Origin of the sequence: Allopseudospirillum japonicum (assembly GCF_900108915.1) — a bacterium.
Taxonomy (GTDB): Bacteria; Pseudomonadota; Gammaproteobacteria; order Pseudomonadales; family Halomonadaceae; genus Pseudospirillum; species Pseudospirillum japonicum.
Map to the genome: position 1 here is coordinate 1 of NZ_FNYH01000008.1, position 19836 is coordinate 19836.

Consider the following 19836-nt stretch of genomic DNA (forward strand, 5'->3'; position numbering starts at 1 on the left):
ACTGTCTAGTGAAGGCGTGACGAAACAGGAAGGTTCTCGGGGTGACTCAAGAACCCTCGCCTAAAGCGCGAAGCGCGGCGGGCGGGGAGTGTCAGAACAGCAGATTTTACCCGCTTGTGGCCGATTGAAGGTTTTACTGCAAGTGCACTGCCTGTGGATGTGGTGTCTTTAGATGCACAGCGCCAAGGGGCTTGGATCACTTGGAGTGATTTAGGTGCAGGCGAAAGTTATTTTAGTACTCGCCTATATTATTTTGATGGCCAACAAGTGGATCAGCTTTATCAGGTCGATTTTTCTGATAATTATGGGGTGTGTGGTGCTCAATCCCAGCGTATTTGTCAGGGGGATGATATCTATATTCAAAGTTATTGGCACCCAACCCAAGCCCCCATCAATCAATATCAATTCTTGCAAACACGGATTCACTATCAAGGGATAGAAAGTGATGCATTACAGATCAAAAGCATCCAAACACACATTAAAAGTTTGACGACGCAGCAACTGCAATAAATAAGAGAGATTTATGGCGTATTGGTTATTTAAATCTGAGCCAGATCAGTTTTCAATCCAAGATCTGGCGCAGTGTCCGCAGCAACGTGAGCCTTGGGATGGGGTGCGTAATTATCAAGCACGTAATTTGATGCGTGATCAAATGCAGGTCGGGGATTTGGGTTTTTTTTATCATTCTAATTGCAAACCACCAGCGATTGTTGGTAGCGTCCGTGTGTGTCGTACGCAAGTGCGCGATGAAAGTGCATTTGATCCGCAAAGCCCATATTTTGATCCTAAATCAACGCTAGAAAACCCGCGTTGGTGGTGTGTAGAGGTGGAGTTAGTTGAAATCTTTGCACGCCCTTTGCCTCTGCCCTGGCTGAAGCAACAAGCGCAACTTGCCAAGATGCCGTTACTTGCCAAAGGGCAGCGTCTTTCTGTGCAGCCAGTGGCACCAGAACATTGGCAATACTTGATGCAGGCGGTTCAGACTGGCGTTTAATGCATTGATAAAGCGCAGACTTTTGTTGTTGCGCTCTTATTTGGTGCATTTTTGGTAAGGCCTTATGTGAGATGAATACCATACTACTCTGATTCAAGGTGCTAAGATCGTAAATACATGTATTTAGGTTGCAGTTATGTGTGAGCCTATCTCACTTAAAAACTCGGTTTCTAGGGCGAAAATCCTTAAAGATTGATTTTTAGGCATACTTTTGGCTAGTTTTACTAGGTTGTTAACTTCTTGTCTCCAGTGTGAAGCCTATACCTTCTTGTCTGTGCTGGCCTTCCTAATAACAAGAATAAATGCCTGCAATCCCCGTGTTTTGGGTCGCTGAAGTCGGTCTGCTGAAGATCGCTTGCCCCCGATTAGGTAGGAGCCTATGAATGATGGAAGCCTCTGTCGTACAGGAACATTTAAATCTCGTATGGATGCTGGTGGCGGCTGCAATGGTGATGCTGATGCAAGCCGGTTTTACTGCGCTTGAATCTGGCTTAACTCAAGCAAAAAATACGATTAATGTCGCTATCAAAAATATCACTGATTTTATTGTCGCTGTCTTATCTTTCTGGGCGATTGGCTATGGTTTGATGTTTGGTGACACGAGCAGTGGTTGGTGGGGGAGCAATCTATTCTTTTTGCATACAGAAGATCCCAGCTTATACGCCAGTTTTGTCTTCCAAGCGACTTTTGCGGGTACTGCAGCGACCATTGTCTCTGGTGCGGTGGCTGAGCGTATGAAGTTTATGGCATATGTGGCAGCTGCTTTTGTACTCACCACTTTTATTTATCCTATTTCTGGCCATTGGATTTGGCACCCTGAAGGCTGGCTGGCAGAAATGGGCATGATAGATTTTGCTGGCTCAACGGTCGTGCATTCTTTAGGCGGTTGGGTTGGTTTGGCTGGTGCTTGGATTATCGGGCCGCGTTTACATCGATTTAACGCACAAGGTCAAGCCCAGCCTATTTATGGTCATTCTTTAGTATTGGCAGTGGTTGGGGTGCTGATTCTTTGGTTTGGTTGGTTTGGTTTTAATGGCGGCAGCACCTTAACCGGCGATGCCAGTATTGCCCCGATTATTGCGAATACATTATTAGCGGCTGCCGCTGGTGGTGCGGCTTGCTTTGTGACTTCTGCACTTTTACATGAACGCCGTGAAGTGCAAGTTGAAAAGCTACTCAATGGTGTCGTGGGCGGTTTGGTAGCCATTACCGCAGGCTGTGCTGTGGTTGAGCCTTCTGGGGCAGTTGCTATAGGTTTTTCTGCAGGCTTGGTGACCTTTGCCGCGGAACACGTCATCTTGCATGTTTTAAAGATTGATGACCCGATTAATGTCGTTGCTGCGCATGGGTGTGGTGGTGCTTGGGGTACCTTGATTCTGGTATTTTTTGCAGATCCCAGCCAGTTAGTGAACCAATCTTTAGGTGATCAATTTATCGTACAACTGATTGGTGTGGCTAGCGTATTTGCTTGGGGATTTGGATTAGGTTGCTTGTTATTTTGGCTGTTAAAGCAAATGAACTGGCTGCGTGTGCCGCCAGAGGATGAAGAGCGCGGTCTCAATGTGAGTGAGCATGGTGCTAGCTCTGCGGTATTAGATTTACAAAATGCCATGCATTCGATTATTCAAGACGGCAATTTGACCCGTCGTGTGCGTGTGGAAATTGGCAGTGAATACGCGCCTTTAGCCCAAGTCTTTAATCGCTTTATGGACAGTTATGAAATGGCGATTGGCAAAATTCAGCGCAGTTCTAACAAAATGCAAAACTATGCTGCTTCGATTGCTCAAGCAGGGGAATCGCTTAATCAGGGGGTGGCTAGCCAAGAAGTCCAAACAACGCAAATTGCCGTAGCTATTGCGGAATTGAGCCAAACGGCTACCGAAGTTGCGCATACGATTCGAGCGACCTCAGAAGGAGCGCATAGCGCCGCACAAGATGCGCACACAGGTGAGCAAGAAGCAGAACGTACTCTAGTGCATATTCAAAATTTGGCAGCACAGATTGAGCAAGTGACGCAAGTGGTGCAACAAGTAGAAACCGATACCCAAGCGATTTCTAGTATCTTAAGTACGATTGATGAAGTGTCTGAACAAACCAATTTACTGGCATTAAATGCGGCGATTGAGGCGGCACGTGCGGGAGAAGCCGGACGCGGGTTTGCGGTGGTGGCAGATGAAGTCCGTGCCTTATCACGTAAAACACGTGATAACACGCAGCATATTTATCAAACGATTCACACACTGCGTGCAAAAGTAGGGCAATCAGTCCAAGAAGTGCAAGCCAGTTTGGAGCAAGCGAATCTCAGCGTGCTTGCAGTCCAGCAATCTGGCGAGACTTTTAAAAGAATTGCCACCCAGGTACAGGCGATTAGCAGTCAAAGTACCCAGATGGCGGCGACTGCAGAGCAACAAAGCCAAATTGCGCATGAGGTGAATTTGAGCACTCAAGCCATTAGTGAGGTCGCGCATACTAATGTAGCGCGCCTGCGTGAAGTGGCGGAGCGCAATCAAGAATTGCAAGCAATGGCATTGCGTTTAGCAGATTCAGTGGCGCGCTTCCAGGTGTCCCCTGTGTAGCTCAACTCTGGGTTTGACCCAATATTCATTGATGATTAAGGAACCAAGAATTAAAGCGCCTCCTAAGGATAAGCGGGTTAAATCCGCCTCCTTATTCCAAATCAGCACATTGACCAGCAGACCTGCCGGCACTAGGGCATTATTCATAATGGCTAGTGCCCCCGCATCCACCAAGCAAGCGCCTTTATTCCATAGAAAATAACCGATCCCAGAAGCGACCACACCCAACCAAAGCAAAATACCCCAATGGGTACTGGTGCTGGGGAGTTTGTCCAGATTGCCCCAAATTAAGAAAGCGGGCACAGCAATACATAAAGCCCCTAAATAAAAGAAGCCAAAAATAGACGCTTGCTGAATTGGGTTGTTTTGCTTTTCTAATAAGTATTTATAAGCGACTTGACCAATAGCAAAGCAAAGATTAGCGGCTTGCACTAAAAGAAAACCAATCAAAAAACCTTCGCTAATATTCTGATAGCGAATCACTAAGGCCCCTAAAACTGCAATCGCAGCCGTCACTAAGTACCAAGGGGTGAAGCGCCCTTTTAAACCATCATAAATTAGTGTGATATATAAGGGGGTAAAAATAGTAAAGAGCAACACTTCTGCAACGCTTAAATATAAAAAAGAATGATAAAAGCAGATATACATGATGCCTAATTGTATAGCTCCTATCCCCATTAAAGGATAAATAAGCGGTTTGCTGAGTGTGCGCCAACGTAAAAAGGGTAAAAAAATGAGCGCAGCTAATAAAACTCTAAGCATCACCGCAAAGTAAGCATCGACTTGACCTGCCAAATAAACCCCAATCAGGCTAAAAGAAAAAGCCCATAGTAAAGTGACCCCAATAAGGTATGGCATCTGATTCCTCGATTTGTGTTGATTTGATCTTGTATTAGATGATGGAAGGCAAAACAAACGCCTCAAAAAAAGTACGCTTGCCTACGCAAGAAACCGCTGAGTTGATTTAAACACCAAGAACTCACGGAATCGGCTACCAAAACACATCAGCAGTAGATTGACAATAGCCAAGAAATGCTCAGCTTATTGCAAGCATGAGCATCAAGAACCAAGAGAGATCTTTCCCCCTTGGTGGTGGGTTATTCTGGACTTTTTTGCGGTGAGTTTGCTTGATTTTTTGATTTAGACTCATTCATTAAAATTTCCCCAAATAAGCGGCTTACAGTTAAAGTCGCTGCAGCACCTAAAAAGAAAATCCCCAAAGTTAACCAAGTTTTCCACACGATTTCATCTTCTATTTCGCCCCAAATAATCGCTAACGAGAGCACGACGCCAGCGACAATACATAAAATACAGATGGTAAAACACACACGATTTAAAGTTTTTAAGTTCATGTAGTTGCCTCTGGCTGATCTTGTAAAGTAAAAGGCGGGCTTAATTGTGGAAAGCCTAATCTTTGATCAATTAAAGCACGCGCCTGTATTTGTGGATGCTGACAGGCTTCTGTAAAGGTTAATACGGGTTCCACGCAGGCATCAACTTGTGCAAAACGTGCACACCAATACGCAAAATCTTGTTGTTGAAAGGCTTGTGTGAGTAAGGCTTTCGCTTGTGTTTGACTCTTAGGGTCAAAGTCTTGAAATAAAGGCAAATAATCGGCGGAAATCGCCAAAGTTTCTAGTAATTTAGCTAAAAACACAGGCTCTAGGCTGCCAACCGCCATATAACGCCCATCTGAGGTGGCGTAATAGTCGTAAAAAGTACCGCCATTGAGCCAGCCGTTCTCCGCACTAGGCGCTTCCCCTCCTGCTAAGGCTGCTGCGCCTGTCATCGCATTTAAGGCAAAGGCGGCATCTGTCATACTAATATCAAGATGTTGGCCTTGGCCTGTACTCTGGCGTTGAATCACGGCAGCTAAAATACTCATCACCGCATGGTGAGAGCCACCGGCAATATCAGCAATTTGGGTCCCTTGTGGCACAGGTGCTTGATTTTGCCGACGTGAATAATCAGCGAGCCCACTCAGTGCTAAATAATTAATATCATGGCCGGCGCGTTCCCGATAGGGGCCAGTTTGCCCGTATCCTGTGATGCTGCAATAAATCAACCTTGGATTCAAGGCAGCGAGAGTCTCGTAATCTAAACCTAAACGCTGCATCACCCCAGGGCGAAACTGCTCAATCACAATATCGTATTCTTGAATAAGGCTTTTGGCCTTTGCTACATCTTGTGCTTGTTTGAGATCCAAGGCGATCTCTTGCTTATAAGCATTTAACTGCCAGAAAGCCGCGGATTGCCCTTGGATTTGTGGCGGTAAAAACTTCACCATATCCGGCCGTGGTGCTTGCACACGTAACACTTGTGCACCCATGTGCGCCAGTAACATGCTAGCGTAAGGACCCGGTAACAGGGTGCTAAAATCAAGAATTTTTAACTGGGCTAATGCTTGCATCTTGAGGATCTCCTTCTTTTTTGATCAGGCTGGTTTATTTGTATTTCAGAATGCAATAACCTTTCAGTGAAGTACACTGCTTATCTTTATCTACGCTCATAAAATGATGACAAAAAAGGAGTTGGGCCTATGCAAGCACTTCACAAAATTCAAGTGACGGATTATATGTCACATGACACTTACCATATTCTAGAAACCCAAGATATTGCGCAAGCAGCCAAAGCCTTACGTGAGCATCGTTTGCCTGGTGCGCCTGTCACCAATGCGCAGGGTGAATTGATTGGGTTTGTTTCTGAGCATGATCTGTTACGTCAGTTATTACAAAGCTCTTATCACTGTGATAGTGCAGCCAAGATAGGCACGGTTATGCAAACCCAGGTTGTTTCAGTGAAACCCAGTGATAGTATTATTGAAGTAGCAGAAATGATGAGTGGTGATAAACCGAAAGTCTATCCTGTCGTTGAAGGTAAAAAGCTGGTGGGAATTATCACGCGGCGTGATATCTTAAATGCCCTGTTAGCAAATCGCCAAAATTGTTAAGCTGATGTGTATAGCAGGTGTCTAGCGGGCATCTGCTTTTGTTGGTCTCTACTTATTATTTGACACAACCTATTTGACGCAAAGAGGGAAATCTCATGCCTTATGCAACTTATTATGCTTGGCCTATCCAGTGGCGATTTAGTCATTTATTTACCCTAAATACTTGTAGATTGGCGGCCAGTGTGCCTTTACTTTGTGTTCGCGTTCGACGTCGGTGATTTCTCATTAAAGATGTCAACGCCTCGTGATAGAGTCGTTTTTTATGTTAACCCAAGCGGTCATCTCGCCTGCAGATCTTATTCGTCAACTGCCAGTTGATGCCTCCTTAAGTGCCAGTATTCAAGCCCATAGAGCACAAATCCGCCGTATTTTACATCAAGAAGATAAACGCTGGTTGCTGATTGTCGGCCCCTGTTCCGTGCATGATGTGGACGCCAGTTTAGAATACGCCCATGCCTTAGCGGATTTGCAAGCACAATGCGCCTCCCAGCTTAAATTAGTGATGCGTGTTTATATTGAAAAACCCCGCACGCACTTGGGTTGGAAAGGCTTGGCTTATGATCCCCATTTAGATGAAAGTGACGATCTTCAGCAAGGTCTTTACCTGAGCCGCCAACTTATGCGTGCTTGTGCGCGTTTAGGCCTTGCGGTAGCGACTGAGGTTTTAAGCCCTTTGGTCGTGCCTTATATGGCTGATTTAGTGAGTTGGGGAGCGATTGGTGCACGCACCAGTGAATCGCAAACTCATAGAGAAATTGCCAGTGCCTTGCCTTATCCGGTGGGTTTTAAAAACACCACAGATGGACAAATTCAAATTGCGATTCAAGGGATGCAAGCGGCTGCACGCGCCCACCATAGGTTGACGATCAATGCCCAAGGCCAGTTGGTCCGTGAGCAAACCGCAGGTAATTTGGATACACACTTGGTACTGCGTGGTGGTCATCAAGGGCCAAATTATTCGCATCAACACCTGCAAGCCTATACCCATTTGAGTCAGAGTCTCACAGGGCGCCAGGTGCCTATGTTAGTTGATTGCAACCATGCCAACAGTGGCAAGCGCGCCGATTTACAGCCAGAGATTGCCTTGGATGTGCTTGCCAGTACCTTAAGTGCACAATTACCTGTCGTTGGCTTGATGTTAGAAAGCTTTCTCGTTGGTGGACAACAGGCGAGTGCTTGCGTGTATGGACAATCCATCACGGACCCTTGTTTAGACTGGGCCAGTACGCAGCATCTGATTTTGCAAATTCAACGTGAGCTTGAGCAAGCGCGGCATTTCCAGTCGGTTTGTGCCTAATCCACATAGGTTTTCAATGGCTTGTTGATACTTGGTGTTTTTGGCCAATTTACGCCCCTAGTGAACCAGGGGCGTTTTGGGTACTTTTAGATTTAAAAATGGTATGATGCGCCCTTTATTTTGACTGTGCAGGATATCTTCGGCTATGCAACTTCAATCCCTAGATGCACAAGTGTATCGGCAACGCTCCCGCCGTCTTGCTTGGCTGTTTGCGCTGGTCTTTGCGTTTTTAGGTATGCTGTTTTCTAGCAGTTTGGTGTACTTTTGGGGGAGTTCTCAAGGTGGGAATTTCTATCTTAACCTAACAGGTGTGCTTTTAGGACTGGGATTGACCAGTTTGCTTGTCAGCCTCAACCGCAAACATCCTTATATGGCAGAAATCCAGTACGCATGGGCACTAAAAAAGACCCTCAATCAAATCAGCAACCGGATGCCGCAAATCAAAGCCGCTGCGCAAGCCAATCAGCCAAGGGCGCTACAGTGTTTATATTTTTATTATCAAGGGTTAAAGCAGATTTATCATTTAGAAGATAATCCGCATCACCAAGTGGAACTCTTAGCCGATATACAAGCGCTCAAAGAACAATTAGAAAGTTTGGGTTTAGATTATAGTCACTTGGATACCTTTGATCCTCAATGGCTAACCGACTTGGAAGCAGGCTAGTGTATGTGGGTGTATCCAGAGATTGATCCTATTGCTTTGCAACTAGGCCCCTTAAGTATCCACTGGTATGGGCTTATGTATGTCGTAAGTTTTGCCGCTGTGTGGGCGTTAGCACATCGGCGCCGTGCCGCTTTAGGATTAACAGGGGAGCAAATCCAAGATTTAATTTTCTACGCCGCTTTGGGTGTGGTTTTAGGTGGACGTTTTGGTTATGCGCTCTTTTACCATTTTGACCGTGTACTTGCAGAGCCTTTGTGGATTTTTAAGGTCTGGGAAGGCGGCATGTCTTTTCATGGTGGTTTACTCGGAGTCTTACTAGCGTTATTGCTCTTCGTACGCCGTTATACGCTATCTGCTGCACAACATTCTGGGTTGCAACACCCTTTTTGGCGCTTAAGTGATTTTATCGCACCTTTAGTGCCTATTGGTCTGGGAGCAGGGCGTATTGGTAACTTTATCGGCGGTGAATTGTGGGGGCGACCAACGGATTTACCTTGGGGTATGGTGTTTCCACATGTGGATGCGTTAGCACGTCATCCATCCCAATTGTATCAAGCGACTTTAGAAGGTCTCGGGTTGTTTGTACTTTTACATTGGTATCAAAGCCATCCTCGGCCTGCAGGGGCGGTTTCTGGGGTCTTTCTCCTTGGTTATGCCAGTGCGCGCTTTGTTGCAGAATTTGCACGTCAACCCGATGCGCATTTAGGCTTGTTAATGATGGGGTTGAGTATGGGGCAAATACTCACCTTGCCGATGTTTCTAGTTGGCGCTTGGTTGTTACAGCAAGCTTATCGTCGTTAAACAGCGCCTATCTTCCACATAAAGTACAGATGCTAAGACCATGCAAACCTACCTAGATTTAATGCAAGATATTTATACCCAAGGCCTGGTGAAATCCGATCGCACCGGCGTAGGTACACGTTCTGTCTTCGGGCGGCAAATCCGCCATGACTTGCGCACCGGTTTTCCTTTGCTGACCACTAAAAAATTGCACTTTAAAAGCATTGTCTGTGAGCTTTTGTGGTTTTTAAGTGGTGATACAAATGTGAAAACACTGCAAGCCCAAGGCGTTAATATTTGGAACGAATGGGCGACGGAAACTGGGGATCTTGGGCCGATTTATGGCAAGCAATGGACCGCATGGCCCACCGCTGACGGCGAGCATCTCAATCAAATTGATGCAGTCGTGCATGCCCTCAAACATAATCCAGAGAGCCGTCGTATTTTATTCCATGGGTGGAACCCTGCAGATTTACCAGATGAAGGTCTTTCCCCGCAAGAGAATGTCAAACGCGGCAAAATGGCATTACCACCTTGTCATTTGTTGTATCAATTTTATGTGGCTGAAGGTCATCTCAGTGCCCAGCTTTACCTGCGCAGCTCAGATACTTTCTTAGGTCTGCCTTACAATATTGCCAGCCTTGCTCTATTAACCCATATGTTGGCCCAACAAACGGATCTAATCGCGCACGAAATTATCCTAACGACTGGGGATTCGCATTTATACTTAAACCATGATGCGCAAGTACAAAAGCAATTGACGCGTACCCCGAAACCTCTACCTGAATTAAAGATATTACGTCGACCTGAAAGTCTCTATGATTACCGTTTCGAGGACTTTGCTATCCTAGGTTATGATCCTCATCCACACATTGCTGCGCCCATTGCTGTTTAGGCGTGGTGTCTTGAGAAAAAAGTAGCTTACTGTATGACAACGCCAGCCAGAATTGCCTTAATTGCTGCCTGTGACCGCGCAGGTGTGATTGGGGTTGATAATCGCCTTCCTTGGTATTTGCCTGAGGATTTGCAATATTTTAAGCGGATTACCTTGGGTAAACCTATTATTATGGGACGCAAAACCTTCGAATCGATAGGGCGTCCTTTGCCTGGACGCTGTAATCTTGTGGTCACAGCAAACCCGCATTTTAAAGCTGAGGGTGTCAAAGTGGCATCTAGCCCACAAGAAGCCTTACGTATGGCGCAACATATTGCACATATTGATGGCACAGAGGAGATTATGGTGATAGGTGGCGCACAAATTTATGCACAAACGCTTGCTGCGGCACAACGTCTCTATTTGACGCAAGTCGAGGTCGAAGTGACCGGTGGAGATGCGTATTTCCCGCAATTTGATTCACAACAATGGCAAATGATCAGTGAGATCAAGCGTCCACCGCAAGATCCCTTGCCTGGATACCGTTTTTGTGTACTGGAAGCGGTGACGCAAGCGAGCGAGTAACCAAGCATGAAAGGGTTTAAATTTTGGCCATTGGGCCAAAGCGTTTTGGCACGGCAAGCCAGTGTAGAGGCTTTATGGCAAGAGTTGCAGCACAAGACACAAACCAGTCTTGAACAATTGCAACAACTGCGTCAACGTGTGCACGCGCTAGAAACCCTAGTTCACCAACAAAACCAAGAATATACACAGCTGCAAGTTCAGTATCAGCAGCTTTTAACCCTGCATCAAAATAGCTTGCAAACCCATCAAGCGACAGTGCAGGCGCTGCAGGAATTTCGACAAGGCGTGCTGGCGGCGACTCAGCTACCCTTATCCCATTCTGCAGCCGCTTTGTTGAAATTAATTCGTGTTGCCAAACTTCAGCCAGGGTCGGCTCAGTTGCATACGCCCGCTTCGCCGATCCCTTTTTCCACCCCTGCGGTATCCGCATCTGACTTAGTAGAGCAAACCAAGATCGTTATGAGTGAACAGGCCCTAGATACTCAGCCTTTAGAGGATAAGGCACCTTTAGAAGATACTGATACGGCTCAGGCAGCAGACGCGCCGGCGCCTAGTCCGCATGAAATATTGCAACACTGGTATCAAAAATATCCGCAGATTTTTAACCCACGCGAACCCAAACCTTTAAAAAAAGGGATTCACAAAGAGTTTGCCCAGTTAGAAGGTCTCAGTGATCGCCAAGCCAGACGCGTTTTAAGTATTTATGTTAACTTAAATACTTATTTGCGTACCTTTGAGCTAGGCGCAGTGCGTATTGATAGCCAAGGACAGCCTACGCAAGAAAGCATCCAAGCCGATGAGGTGGAATATGCACAGCAAAAGCTGGCACAGCGCAAACAAAAGTACTTAGAGCGTCAAGCCGCGCGTAAAGCACAGCAAGAAACGACAGGTGATGTCAAGCACGAAAAGCCTAAAAGTCATCCGCGTCGCTTTAAGGCTAAAAAGGTACCTGTGAAAAAAACAGCAGCATCTCAACCACAAACAAAAGTAACACAAGTGGCTGAGGCCAACGCCGAGCCTCAGTTACAAGATGTGCAAGATCCACAAGCACGGATGCAGCAAAAATTACAATGGTTATTAGAAAAAAATAACCGCAAGTAAGCCAAACCGAGGACGTCACTATCACAGTCTAAATTGATGTGGTAGTGGCGACTTTAAACGAGTTGCCAAAAGGCAATGGCTGTCAGGCTCGCTAGCTTGTTAAAAAATCACGGGGGCTGAAAGTGCATGGCACTGAATAAGGAGGAGCAAGCCCGCTGGTCATTAGGGATAAAGACACTGGAAAAGCGGCCTTGATGGTGTCAGTTTTGCAAATTTATTTTTCGGAATTTGTGTATGCGTCCAACCAGTCTGCTTACTCACTTGCAGTGCTATTTAAGCTTGATTTTGCTGAGTTTCAGCGCTGGTTTGACGGCGGTCGCTAGTACTCAAGCAACCGATCCGCAAAAAATTCCCTTACGTGATTATTTCGCTGAAACTTGGTCAACTCGTGATGGTCTCCCGCATAACAGCATTAATAGCATGGCACAGACGCCAGAAGGGTATCTGTGGTTTGCCACTTGGGAAGGTGCGGCACGTTATAACGGTCACGCATTTCGTATTTATACCCGAGGACAAGAAACCCACTTACCTGATTCCGGCTTGCGTGCTCTTGTTACAGATGATGAAGGTCGTCTATGGGTCGCAGGATCGCGTGGTGGTATGAGCTCTTGGTATCAAGATCAATGGCATCCTTATCCACAAGCAGCAGGTATGATTAATCATCTTTTATGGGCCGATGAAGGTGATTTATGGTTTGCTATCGAAGGAATGGGGGTGTATCAAAGACCAGCGGCTAGCTTGCATACGAATGCGCAAGATCAGGCCGTGCTCAAGGATCTAAGCGCTTATTATCTCGTGCAAGATCAAGCAGGCGATTTATGGGCTGCCACCGATGAGGGCTTGTATCAGATTGATCCGGTAAATCGGCAAAGCCAAGCGATGAGTCTGCGCCTTGGTTTGCCACCAGGACGAGTTTTCACCCTGCAGTTATTAAAAACAAAAAATCAACTTTTGATCGGGCATGAGCAAGGCTTGTGGCAGCTCGATTTACATACTTTAGCGCTTAAGTTAGTACATCCACAACTGGCACAAGAAGCCGTCACTGCTTTAATGCTAGACTCACATCAGCATCTTTGGCTGGGGACTTTAAATCACGGTCTCTATCGATTAGGTAGTCCTGATTGGCAAGTCTTAGAAAAGTTAGATGCATCCGCAGGTTTGCCGAATAACCGCATTTTGTCCCTACTCGAAGACCAAGAAGGCAGTATTTGGATTGGTACCAATGGTGGTTTATTTCGCTTGCGGGCAGCGCCTTTTGTCTCTTGGACCCCTCGGCATGGCCTAGCCGGTTACTATGTGCGCACCCTGCTCAGTCATCCACAAGATCAAAGCGTCTGGATTGGCAGTAGCACAGGATTAAATCGGTATAGTGCGCAAGGTGCGTTAACGACGTTAGCGCTTGCCACTGAAAGTCATCAGCAGACGCCTTTATCCGTACTGAGTTTAGCGGTATCACCTCAGCAGTATCTTTGGGTTGGCACCTACACACAAGGCTTGCTAAAAGTTGTCGGTGAACACTTAGAACCTGTATTAAATCGACAAACAGGTCTAAGTAGTAATGAAGTCCGCGCGATTTTAGAAGACAGTCAAGGCCGAATTTGGATAGGTACAGCGTCTGGCTTGAACCTTTGGTATCCACAGCGTCAACAAGTATACACCTATACGCAGGCACAAGGCTTGCCGGCAGATTTTATTATTGGGTTGGCAGAAGATGAACAAGGCCGTATCTGGATAGGTACAGGGGAGGGCGTCAGTTATTTAACGCCACAAGCACACCAAGAAACCCCAGCACACTTACAGCAAGGCTTGCCTGGCGAGCTAACACATCTTAACTTAACGCCCTTAGATCAAGCTGAATATGCGTTTGGTTTTTATCAACAGCCAGGCTTTATGTGGATGACAACCGACAGAGGTTTGATCCGTTATCGTTATTCGGATAGTCATCTGGCTTTGGTTGCTCGCCGTCATGGTTTGCCAGTGGATAAATTATTCCAAGTGGTGGCAGATAGCCAAGGTGGATTCTGGCTGACGAGCAATCGGGGGGTTTTGCGTATTCAACAACAAGAGGCCCATGCGATTGCCGATGGCTTAAGTTCACGTATTCAGTTTGAACATTATGGCGAAAGCGACGGTATGCTGAGTGCACAAGCAAACGGTGGCTCAAACCCCGCAGCGACTGTCGATCATCAAGGACGTGTCTGGATTGCCAGTGCTCGCGGGGCGGTTAAAGTGCAGCCGCAAGATTTACAAGAAGCAGGCTTGTATTATCCACCTGTCGTATTAGAAAACTTGCAAATAGATGGACATACTTATCCTCTTGTACCAACACAAAAAATCAAATTACCTGCAGGAATACAAAGGCTAGCCATTACTTATGCCGGTTTGGGCTATGTGATGCCGCATCGTATTGAATATCGTACGCGCTTGCTGGGTTTTAGTTCTGATTGGATTGTCCGTGATCATCAAGCCCTTGTTGAATATACCAATTTGCCACCGGGAGATTATCGCTTTGAAGTGCAAGCACGTTATCCTTATGGTCAATGGGATGGCCCTAGCACACATTTAGTGTTTTCTATCCAGCCGCTGGTATGGGAACGTATGGAATTTAAAGCCTTAATGGCCGGTGCAAGTTTAGCGCTTGTGCTTGGTTTGATGCGTTGGCGTACTTGGCATTTAAAGCGTAACGAACAACATCTTTCAGCCTTGGTAGATCAAAAAACCTACGAATTACAGCAGCAAGCCAGTGTCTTGGCACGTCAGGCCAATGAGGATCAGTTAACTGGCTTAGCGAATCGACGTGCGCTCGATGCTTGGTTAGCTAAGACGTTTTATCATGCGCAGCAAGCAAATCGCCCCTTATGTTTGGCGATTTTGGATATAGATCATTTTAAGCGAATTAATGATACTTGGTCACATTTGGTGGGAGATCAAGCGATTTGTGCCCTAGCAAAAATTTTGAATACGCACTTGCCGACAGATTGCAAAGTCGCGCGTTGGGGCGGGGAAGAATTTACGCTGATTTTGCCAGAACGCTCGTTAGAAACCGCTTATGCAGAGTGCGAACACTTGCGTAAATTAATAGAAGGCCAAAATTATAGTGCTTTGGCAGAAGGCTTACAGATGACAGCGAGTTTTGGTTTAGCCTCACGCGAAGGCGCTTTAGATTACAACAAAATGCTCAACCATGCGGACCAAGCTTTATATCAGGCAAAAGCCCAAGGACGTAATCAGGTAGTGATTTGGCAACCTGAAATGAGCAACACTGAGGCAGACACATCGTGCTGACTCCTACTTTGATGAGGAGCCAGCAAAGGGTAAAAGTCTTATTTAGGACGCAAGTCGGTCACGCGTTTTGCCTTGCCTTCCGAGCGCGCTAAACTGCCGGGTGCTTTGACCTCGACTTGGGTGCTAATCCCAATAAAGGATTTGATGTGGTGTTGTAATTCCTTGCCGATTGCTTGTTGATTGTCGGTTTCTAAATGCGTTGCATCAGGCTTAAGCTCCACACGCACCAACATGGTATCGAGGTGACCGTCGCGGTCGACTTGAATTTCATAATGTGGAGAAAGCGGCGCCATTTTTAAAATGATTTCTTCGATTTGCGTAGGGAAGACGTTCACGCCACGAATGATTAACATATCATCACTACGGCCGGTGATTTTATCAATACGCCGCATGGGCCGCGCAGTACCAGGTAACAAGCGTGTTAAATCACGGGTACGATAGCGAATAATAGGGAAGGCTTCCTTCGTTAAAGAAGTGAACACCAGCTCGCCATACTCACCGTCGGGCAAAACTTCTCCTGTATTTGGATCAATAATTTCTGGATAGAAATGATCTTCCCAAATGGTGGGACCATCTTTGGTTTCGACACATTCCATGCCGACGCCAGGGCCCATAACTTCAGAAAGCCCATAAATATCCATCGCATCAATGCCAAGGCGTTGTTCTAATTCTTGGCGCATGGTCCCTGTCCAAGGTTCGGCACCAAAAATCCCAATACGTAAATTGATCGAACGTGGATCAATGCCTTGGCGGTCCATCTCATCTGCAATATTGAGCATATAAGAGGGCGTGACCATAATGATATCCGGATTAAAGTCACGGATCAGTTGCACTTGTTTCTCGGTTTGTCCTCCCGACATAGGAATCACAGTACAACCAAGACGCTCAGCACCATAATGTGCCCCGAGACCGCCGGTAAAAAGACCATAGCCATAGGCAATATGTACTATATCTCCCGGATGCCCACCAGCCGCACGAATCGAGCGAGCGACCACATGCGCCCAGTGATCAATATCCGTTTGAGTATAGCCAACAACCGTGGGTTTCCCTGTGGTACCACTGGAGGCATGGACCCGCACGATATCGCGCATAGGCACAGCAAACATACCGAAAGGGTAGTTATCACGCAGATCATTTTTGACTGTAAAGGGAAATTTCGCTAAATCCTCTAAGCTGCGCAAGTCATAGGGATGAATGCCCATATCATTAAAGGTTTTACGGTAAAAAGGCACATTATGATAGGCATGAGCTAGGCTCCAGCGCATACGTTCTAGTTGCAATGCGCGTAATTGATCAAGGCTAGCGGTTTCGATCGCATCAAGCTTGGATAAAGGATGAATCAAGCTACTCATAAAATATCTCCCAAAATCTTTTATTGTTATTAGCCGTATCTTAGGGAGGCGCGTGCAGCGCACTCTTAAGATGCATCACCAAGGCCGCCCATTTTTAATCTCTTTTGTGTGGCTGTACCTTGGATGCTTGCTAGCAAGTGGTTTATAAACGTTCGATGACAGTCGCAATCCCTTGACCCACACCAATACACATCATGCACAAAGCGTAGCGCCCGCCGGTACGTTCTAGCTCATGCAAGGCGGTAGTGATCAAACGCGCGCCACTCATGCCCAAAGGATGCCCTAAAGCAATGGCACCACCATTGGGATTGACGTGGGCCGCATCGTCAGCCAGCCCCAAATCCCGCATCACAGCTAGCGCTTGCGCAGCAAAGGCTTCGTTAAGCTCAATCACATCCATTTGCTCAATGCTGAGGCCGGTTTGTGCCAAAACCTTACGTGCTGCAGGTGCAGGACCAAAGCCCATAATCCTTGGCTCAACCCCCGCGGTGGCCATGCCTAAAACGCGCGCGCGTGCCCTGAGACCGAATTGTTGAGCAGCTTCTGGGTTCGCAAGTAAGAGGGCACAAGCACCGTCATTGACGCCTGAGGCATTACCTGCAGTGACACTACCACCGGCCCGGAAAGGCGTTGGCAGTTTGGCAAGAATCTCTAAAGTCGTTTCTGCGCGTGGGTGCTCATCTTGGCTGATGATCTTGGGTTCGCCTTTACGCTGCGGAATGACCACAGGAATGATTTCTTGGGCAAGCTTGCCATTGGCTTGCGCAGTTGCGGTTCTTTGTTGGCTACGTAAAGCAAAGGCATCTTGATCCGCACGGGAGATATTGAAATCTTCGGCAACGTTTTCCGCGGTTTCTGGCATTGAATCCACGCCAAAGGCCTGCTTCATCAAGCGGTTAATAAAGCGCCAGCCAATGGTGGTATCGTAAATTTCCGCATTGCGTGTAAAGGCACTTTCTGCTTTGCCCATCACAAACGGCGCCCGCGACATGGATTCTACGCCGCCTGCCAGCATTAAACGGGTTTCGCCGGCTTTGATAGAACGTGCAGCTAAGCCAACAGCATCCATTCCTGAACCACATAAGCGGTTAATGGTGGTGCCCGGTAAAGTCACAGGTAAGCCTGCCAATAAAGAGGACATACGCGCGACATTGCGGTTATCTTCTCCTGCTTGGTTGGCACAGCCATAAATCACATCATCGACTTGGGTCCAATCTAAGTTGGGGTGGCGTTCCATTAAGGCTTTTAGAGGGACTGCGCCCAAATCATCTGCACGGACACTTGCTAAAGCCCCAGCATAACGACCAATGGGGGTACGAATGGCATCAATAATGAGGGCATCTTTCATGCGGGGGTCTCCTCTGCTAATAAAGTTCCGCGCACACTGTAGGATTTACCACGGAAAAGGGCGATCAGTTGCCCGTTTTGGTTTTCAATACGCACATCATAAGTGCCTGTGCGTCCTTTACGGGCTTTTTCCTCTGCCGTGGCTGTGAGCACATCGCCAAGTTTGGCCGGTGCGATATACTCAATACTGCATCCAGAGGCAACAGTGACCACATTGTAAGTATTGCAAGCAAAGGCAAAGGTTGAATCTGCCAAGGCAAAGATATAGCCGCCGTGGCAACTTTGATGGCCTTGAATCATGGTGTCGCTGACAGACATTTGCAAACGTGCAAACCCAGGGGCAATTTTTACGATCTGCATCCCTAGGGTTTGGCTCGCCTGATCGCGCGCGAACATGGCTTGTGCACAAGCTTGGGCTAAGGCTTGTGGATCTTGAGGGACCTTATTCATAGAATACGCCTCCGCTATAAGCTTTACGACGTAGTAATAGGGCTGGGCGGTATCTATCTTCTGCATAACTGGCTTGCAGATGGGCTAAGACTTGATAAATACGTGCTAACCCGACCTCCTGGGCCCAAGCGAGAGGACCACGGGGATAATTCACCCCATTTTGCATGGCGATGTCGGCATCTTGTGGGTTACAAACCCCTTGTAAGACAGCATCTGCAGCCTCATTGGCTAACATGGCGAGCGTCCGCATCACCACAAGGGCCGGCGTGTCTTCCATCACGGACACTTGAATTCCCAAGGCTTGTAACCAACCCACGACTTGGGTTACAGCCGTTTCTGAGGTGGAATCCGCCGCAGCAATGGCTAAGTGCGTGGTCTTGGCATAATCCAAGGCTAAATCCAATACCACCAATTGACTGATGCCTTCTACGACGGCGCGTTCACTGGCCATACGTCCATCGGTCAGAGCCACACAGGCATCACCAATACGTAAAAGACCATCTTGCGTACGTCCTGCGTTAGCGCGTTGATGCATTGGAATACCAGCGGCTTGGCTACGTGTAATCAAAGCCTGTGCAGGTCCTAAATTGCCCTCAAGCAAAATCTCGCTGGGAGCCGGTGCTGCAGTGGCATAGTTCACAGCTTGCTTCGCCTGTGCATGTACAAGGGCGCCGGCGGTTTCTGTGTAAGCATAAAAACCTTGACCGCTTTTGCGCCCTAGACGTCCACCTTCCACTAAAGCTTTTTGAATTAACGAGGGTTTAAAGCGCGGATCTTGATAGTAGGCACTGAAAACGGAGCTGGTCACCGCATAATTCACATCATGCCCAATCAGATCCATCAATTCGAAAGGTCCCATGCGAAACCCACCGGCATCACGCATCAGTGCATCAAGGGTTGCCACAGAGGCAGCCCCTTCCTCTAATAGGCGTAAGCTTTCCGCGTAAAAAGGGCGTGCGACCCGATTCACAATAAAACCTGGGGTGGAGCTAGCATAGACGCTTTGTTTGCCCCAAGCTTTGGCGGTGGCGTACAAGCATTGGGCAACCTCAGGTGCGGTTGCTAAACCAGAAATCACTTCCACCAGTTTCATAATGGGGGCTGGGTTAAAAAAGTGCAGTCCGGCAAAACGTTGTGGCTGGGCTAAAGGAGCAGCAATTGAGGTAATCGAAATCGAAGAGGTATTTGAAGTCAGTAAAGTATGTGGACGGCAAAGACTTTCAAGCTCGGCAAAGACTTTTTGTTTAATCTCTAGGTTTTCTACGATAGCTTCAATCACCAAATCGACTGGCGCAAAATCTGCTAAGGTGTTGACCGCTTGTATACGTCCACAAAGTTGATCGGCATCGGCTTGGCTGAGCTTGCCTTTGGCAACGAGTTTGCTCAATCCTTGCGCGGTTTTGTCGATACCTTGTTGGGCAGCGCCTTCGGCGGCATCATACAGTAACACCTGATGCCCATACGCCGCAGCGACTTGGGTAATCCCCGCCCCCATAGCGCCTGCACCAACCACACCAATGACGGCCTCTGGTGTGAGTGCGCCTTGGGCGTCTAATAATTCCGTGGGAATTTTATGCATTA

General features: G+C 47.2%; 18 protein-coding genes. 11 read left to right on the forward strand and 7 right to left on the reverse strand.

Annotated features, from left to right (window positions below; translation table 11 throughout):
* The first annotated feature begins 114 nt into the window (after positions 1 to 114).
* The 3 genes from BMX05_RS08160 (at position 115) to amt (ending at position 3570) form a co-directional block, all read left to right on the forward strand.
* Entirely contained in the window at positions 115 to 510 is a 396-nt protein-coding gene (locus tag BMX05_RS08160; protein WP_093309996.1) for a hypothetical protein, read from the forward strand.
* A gap of 13 nt (positions 511 to 523) precedes the next feature.
* Complete coding sequence (locus BMX05_RS08165; RefSeq protein ID WP_093309998.1) at positions 524 to 994, forward strand: EVE domain-containing protein; 471 nt, start codon at positions 524 to 526, stop codon at positions 992 to 994.
* Between the two features lie 383 nt (positions 995 to 1377).
* Positions 1378 to 3570 carry an ammonium transporter gene (gene amt, locus BMX05_RS08170; protein ID WP_093310001.1) on the forward strand — a complete coding sequence of 731 codons (2193 nt, stop codon included), beginning with the start codon at positions 1378 to 1380 and terminating at the stop codon, positions 3568 to 3570.
* On the opposite strand, the gene BMX05_RS08175 is transcribed toward amt, so the two are convergent.
* The 3 genes from BMX05_RS08175 to BMX05_RS08185 all read right to left on the reverse strand — a co-directional run bounded on the left by BMX05_RS08175 (position 3538) and on the right by BMX05_RS08185 (position 5980).
* The gene (locus tag BMX05_RS08175; protein ID WP_093310005.1) at positions 3538 to 4428 is read right to left on the reverse strand and encodes a carboxylate/amino acid/amine transporter; all 891 of its coding nucleotides are present in this window, start codon (positions 4426 to 4428) and stop codon (positions 3538 to 3540) included. The two genes, amt and BMX05_RS08175, sit on opposite strands and share 33 nt — an antisense overlap.
* A 239-nt stretch (positions 4429 to 4667) precedes the next feature.
* A complete protein-coding gene (locus BMX05_RS08180) occupies positions 4668 to 4922 on the reverse strand; it encodes a hypothetical protein (protein WP_093310007.1) in 255 nt (84 codons plus the stop codon).
* On the reverse strand, positions 4919 to 5980 hold the full coding sequence (locus BMX05_RS08185; RefSeq protein ID WP_093310009.1) for a CaiB/BaiF CoA transferase family protein: 1062 nt from the start codon (positions 5978 to 5980) through the stop codon (positions 4919 to 4921). The genes BMX05_RS08180 and BMX05_RS08185 overlap by 4 nt, the downstream gene beginning before the upstream one ends.
* A 129-nt stretch (positions 5981 to 6109) precedes the next feature.
* On the opposite strand from BMX05_RS08185, the gene BMX05_RS08190 reads away from it, so the two are divergent.
* The 8 genes from BMX05_RS08190 to BMX05_RS08225 all read left to right on the forward strand — a co-directional run bounded on the left by BMX05_RS08190 (position 6110) and on the right by BMX05_RS08225 (position 15106).
* The gene (locus BMX05_RS08190) at positions 6110 to 6520 is read left to right on the forward strand and encodes a CBS domain-containing protein (RefSeq protein WP_093310013.1); all 411 of its coding nucleotides are present in this window, start codon (positions 6110 to 6112) and stop codon (positions 6518 to 6520) included.
* 262 nt (positions 6521 to 6782) lie between these two features.
* Complete coding sequence (locus BMX05_RS08195; protein ID WP_093310015.1) at positions 6783 to 7817, forward strand: 3-deoxy-7-phosphoheptulonate synthase; 1035 nt, start codon at positions 6783 to 6785, stop codon at positions 7815 to 7817.
* A gap of 145 nt (positions 7818 to 7962) precedes the next feature.
* Positions 7963 to 8481, forward strand: coding sequence for a DUF3087 family protein (locus BMX05_RS08200; RefSeq protein WP_093310019.1), 519 nt, complete (start codon positions 7963 to 7965; stop codon positions 8479 to 8481).
* 3 nt (positions 8482 to 8484) lie between these two features.
* Positions 8485 to 9282 (forward strand): prolipoprotein diacylglyceryl transferase, encoded by a 798-nt coding sequence (gene lgt / locus BMX05_RS08205; RefSeq protein ID WP_093310022.1) that lies wholly within the window; start codon positions 8485 to 8487, stop codon positions 9280 to 9282.
* 40 nt (positions 9283 to 9322) lie between these two features.
* Positions 9323 to 10156, forward strand: coding sequence for a thymidylate synthase (locus tag BMX05_RS08210; RefSeq protein WP_093310025.1), 834 nt, complete (start codon positions 9323 to 9325; stop codon positions 10154 to 10156).
* 33 nt (positions 10157 to 10189) lie between these two features.
* On the forward strand, positions 10190 to 10720 hold the full coding sequence (locus tag BMX05_RS08215; protein ID WP_093310029.1) for a dihydrofolate reductase: 531 nt from the start codon (positions 10190 to 10192) through the stop codon (positions 10718 to 10720).
* 6 nt (positions 10721 to 10726) lie between these two features.
* Entirely contained in the window at positions 10727 to 11821 is a 1095-nt protein-coding gene (locus tag BMX05_RS08220) for a ProQ/FINO family protein (protein WP_093310031.1), read from the forward strand.
* A gap of 234 nt (positions 11822 to 12055) precedes the next feature.
* Positions 12056 to 15106, forward strand: a complete 3051-nt coding sequence (locus tag BMX05_RS08225) for a ligand-binding sensor domain-containing diguanylate cyclase (protein WP_093310034.1) — start codon at positions 12056 to 12058, stop codon at positions 15104 to 15106.
* A gap of 38 nt (positions 15107 to 15144) precedes the next feature.
* Here the strand turns inward: BMX05_RS08225 and paaK are convergent, their stop codons facing one another.
* The 4 genes from paaK to paaH form a co-directional block, all read right to left on the reverse strand.
* Entirely contained in the window at positions 15145 to 16458 is a 1314-nt protein-coding gene (paaK, locus tag BMX05_RS08230) for a phenylacetate--CoA ligase PaaK (RefSeq protein ID WP_093310038.1), read from the reverse strand.
* Between the two features lie 142 nt (positions 16459 to 16600).
* Positions 16601 to 17806 carry a 3-oxoadipyl-CoA thiolase gene (pcaF, locus tag BMX05_RS08235; RefSeq protein ID WP_093310040.1) on the reverse strand — a complete coding sequence of 402 codons (1206 nt, stop codon included), beginning with the start codon at positions 17804 to 17806 and terminating at the stop codon, positions 16601 to 16603.
* The gene (gene paaI / locus BMX05_RS08240; RefSeq protein WP_093310043.1) at positions 17803 to 18255 is read right to left on the reverse strand and encodes a hydroxyphenylacetyl-CoA thioesterase PaaI; all 453 of its coding nucleotides are present in this window, start codon (positions 18253 to 18255) and stop codon (positions 17803 to 17805) included. Before paaI ends, pcaF begins: the two co-directional genes overlap by 4 nt.
* Positions 18248 to 19834, reverse strand: coding sequence for a 3-hydroxyacyl-CoA dehydrogenase PaaH (gene paaH, locus BMX05_RS08245; RefSeq protein WP_093310046.1), 1587 nt, complete (start codon positions 19832 to 19834; stop codon positions 18248 to 18250). Before paaH ends, paaI begins: the two co-directional genes overlap by 8 nt.
* Positions 19835 to 19836: the final 2 nt, after the last annotated feature.

Coding starts and splice junctions, on each gene's coding strand:
- BMX05_RS08165 (WP_093309998.1), top strand. CDS start 524: ATGGCGTATTGGTTATTTAAATCTGAGCCAGATCAGTTTTCAATCCAA.
- amt (WP_093310001.1), top strand. CDS start 1,378: ATGATGGAAGCCTCTGTCGTACAGGAACATTTAAATCTCGTATGGATG.
- BMX05_RS08175 (WP_093310005.1), bottom strand. CDS start 4,428: ATGCCATACCTTATTGGGGTCACTTTACTATGGGCTTTTTCTTTTAGC.
- BMX05_RS08180 (WP_093310007.1), bottom strand. CDS start 4,922: ATGAACTTAAAAACTTTAAATCGTGTGTGTTTTACCATCTGTATTTTA.
- BMX05_RS08185 (WP_093310009.1), bottom strand. CDS start 5,980: ATGCAAGCATTAGCCCAGTTAAAAATTCTTGATTTTAGCACCCTGTTA.
- BMX05_RS08190 (WP_093310013.1), top strand. CDS start 6,110: ATGCAAGCACTTCACAAAATTCAAGTGACGGATTATATGTCACATGAC.
- BMX05_RS08195 (WP_093310015.1), top strand. CDS start 6,783: ATGTTAACCCAAGCGGTCATCTCGCCTGCAGATCTTATTCGTCAACTG.
- BMX05_RS08200 (WP_093310019.1), top strand. CDS start 7,963: ATGCAACTTCAATCCCTAGATGCACAAGTGTATCGGCAACGCTCCCGC.
- lgt (WP_093310022.1), top strand. CDS start 8,485: ATGTGGGTGTATCCAGAGATTGATCCTATTGCTTTGCAACTAGGCCCC.
- BMX05_RS08210 (WP_093310025.1), top strand. CDS start 9,323: ATGCAAACCTACCTAGATTTAATGCAAGATATTTATACCCAAGGCCTG.
- BMX05_RS08215 (WP_093310029.1), top strand. CDS start 10,190: ATGACAACGCCAGCCAGAATTGCCTTAATTGCTGCCTGTGACCGCGCA.
- BMX05_RS08220 (WP_093310031.1), top strand. CDS start 10,727: ATGAAAGGGTTTAAATTTTGGCCATTGGGCCAAAGCGTTTTGGCACGG.
- BMX05_RS08225 (WP_093310034.1), top strand. CDS start 12,056: ATGCGTCCAACCAGTCTGCTTACTCACTTGCAGTGCTATTTAAGCTTG.
- paaK (WP_093310038.1), bottom strand. CDS start 16,458: ATGAGTAGCTTGATTCATCCTTTATCCAAGCTTGATGCGATCGAAACC.
- pcaF (WP_093310040.1), bottom strand. CDS start 17,806: ATGAAAGATGCCCTCATTATTGATGCCATTCGTACCCCCATTGGTCGT.
- paaI (WP_093310043.1), bottom strand. CDS start 18,255: ATGAATAAGGTCCCTCAAGATCCACAAGCCTTAGCCCAAGCTTGTGCA.
- paaH (WP_093310046.1), bottom strand. CDS start 19,834: ATGCATAAAATTCCCACGGAATTATTAGACGCCCAAGGCGCACTCACA.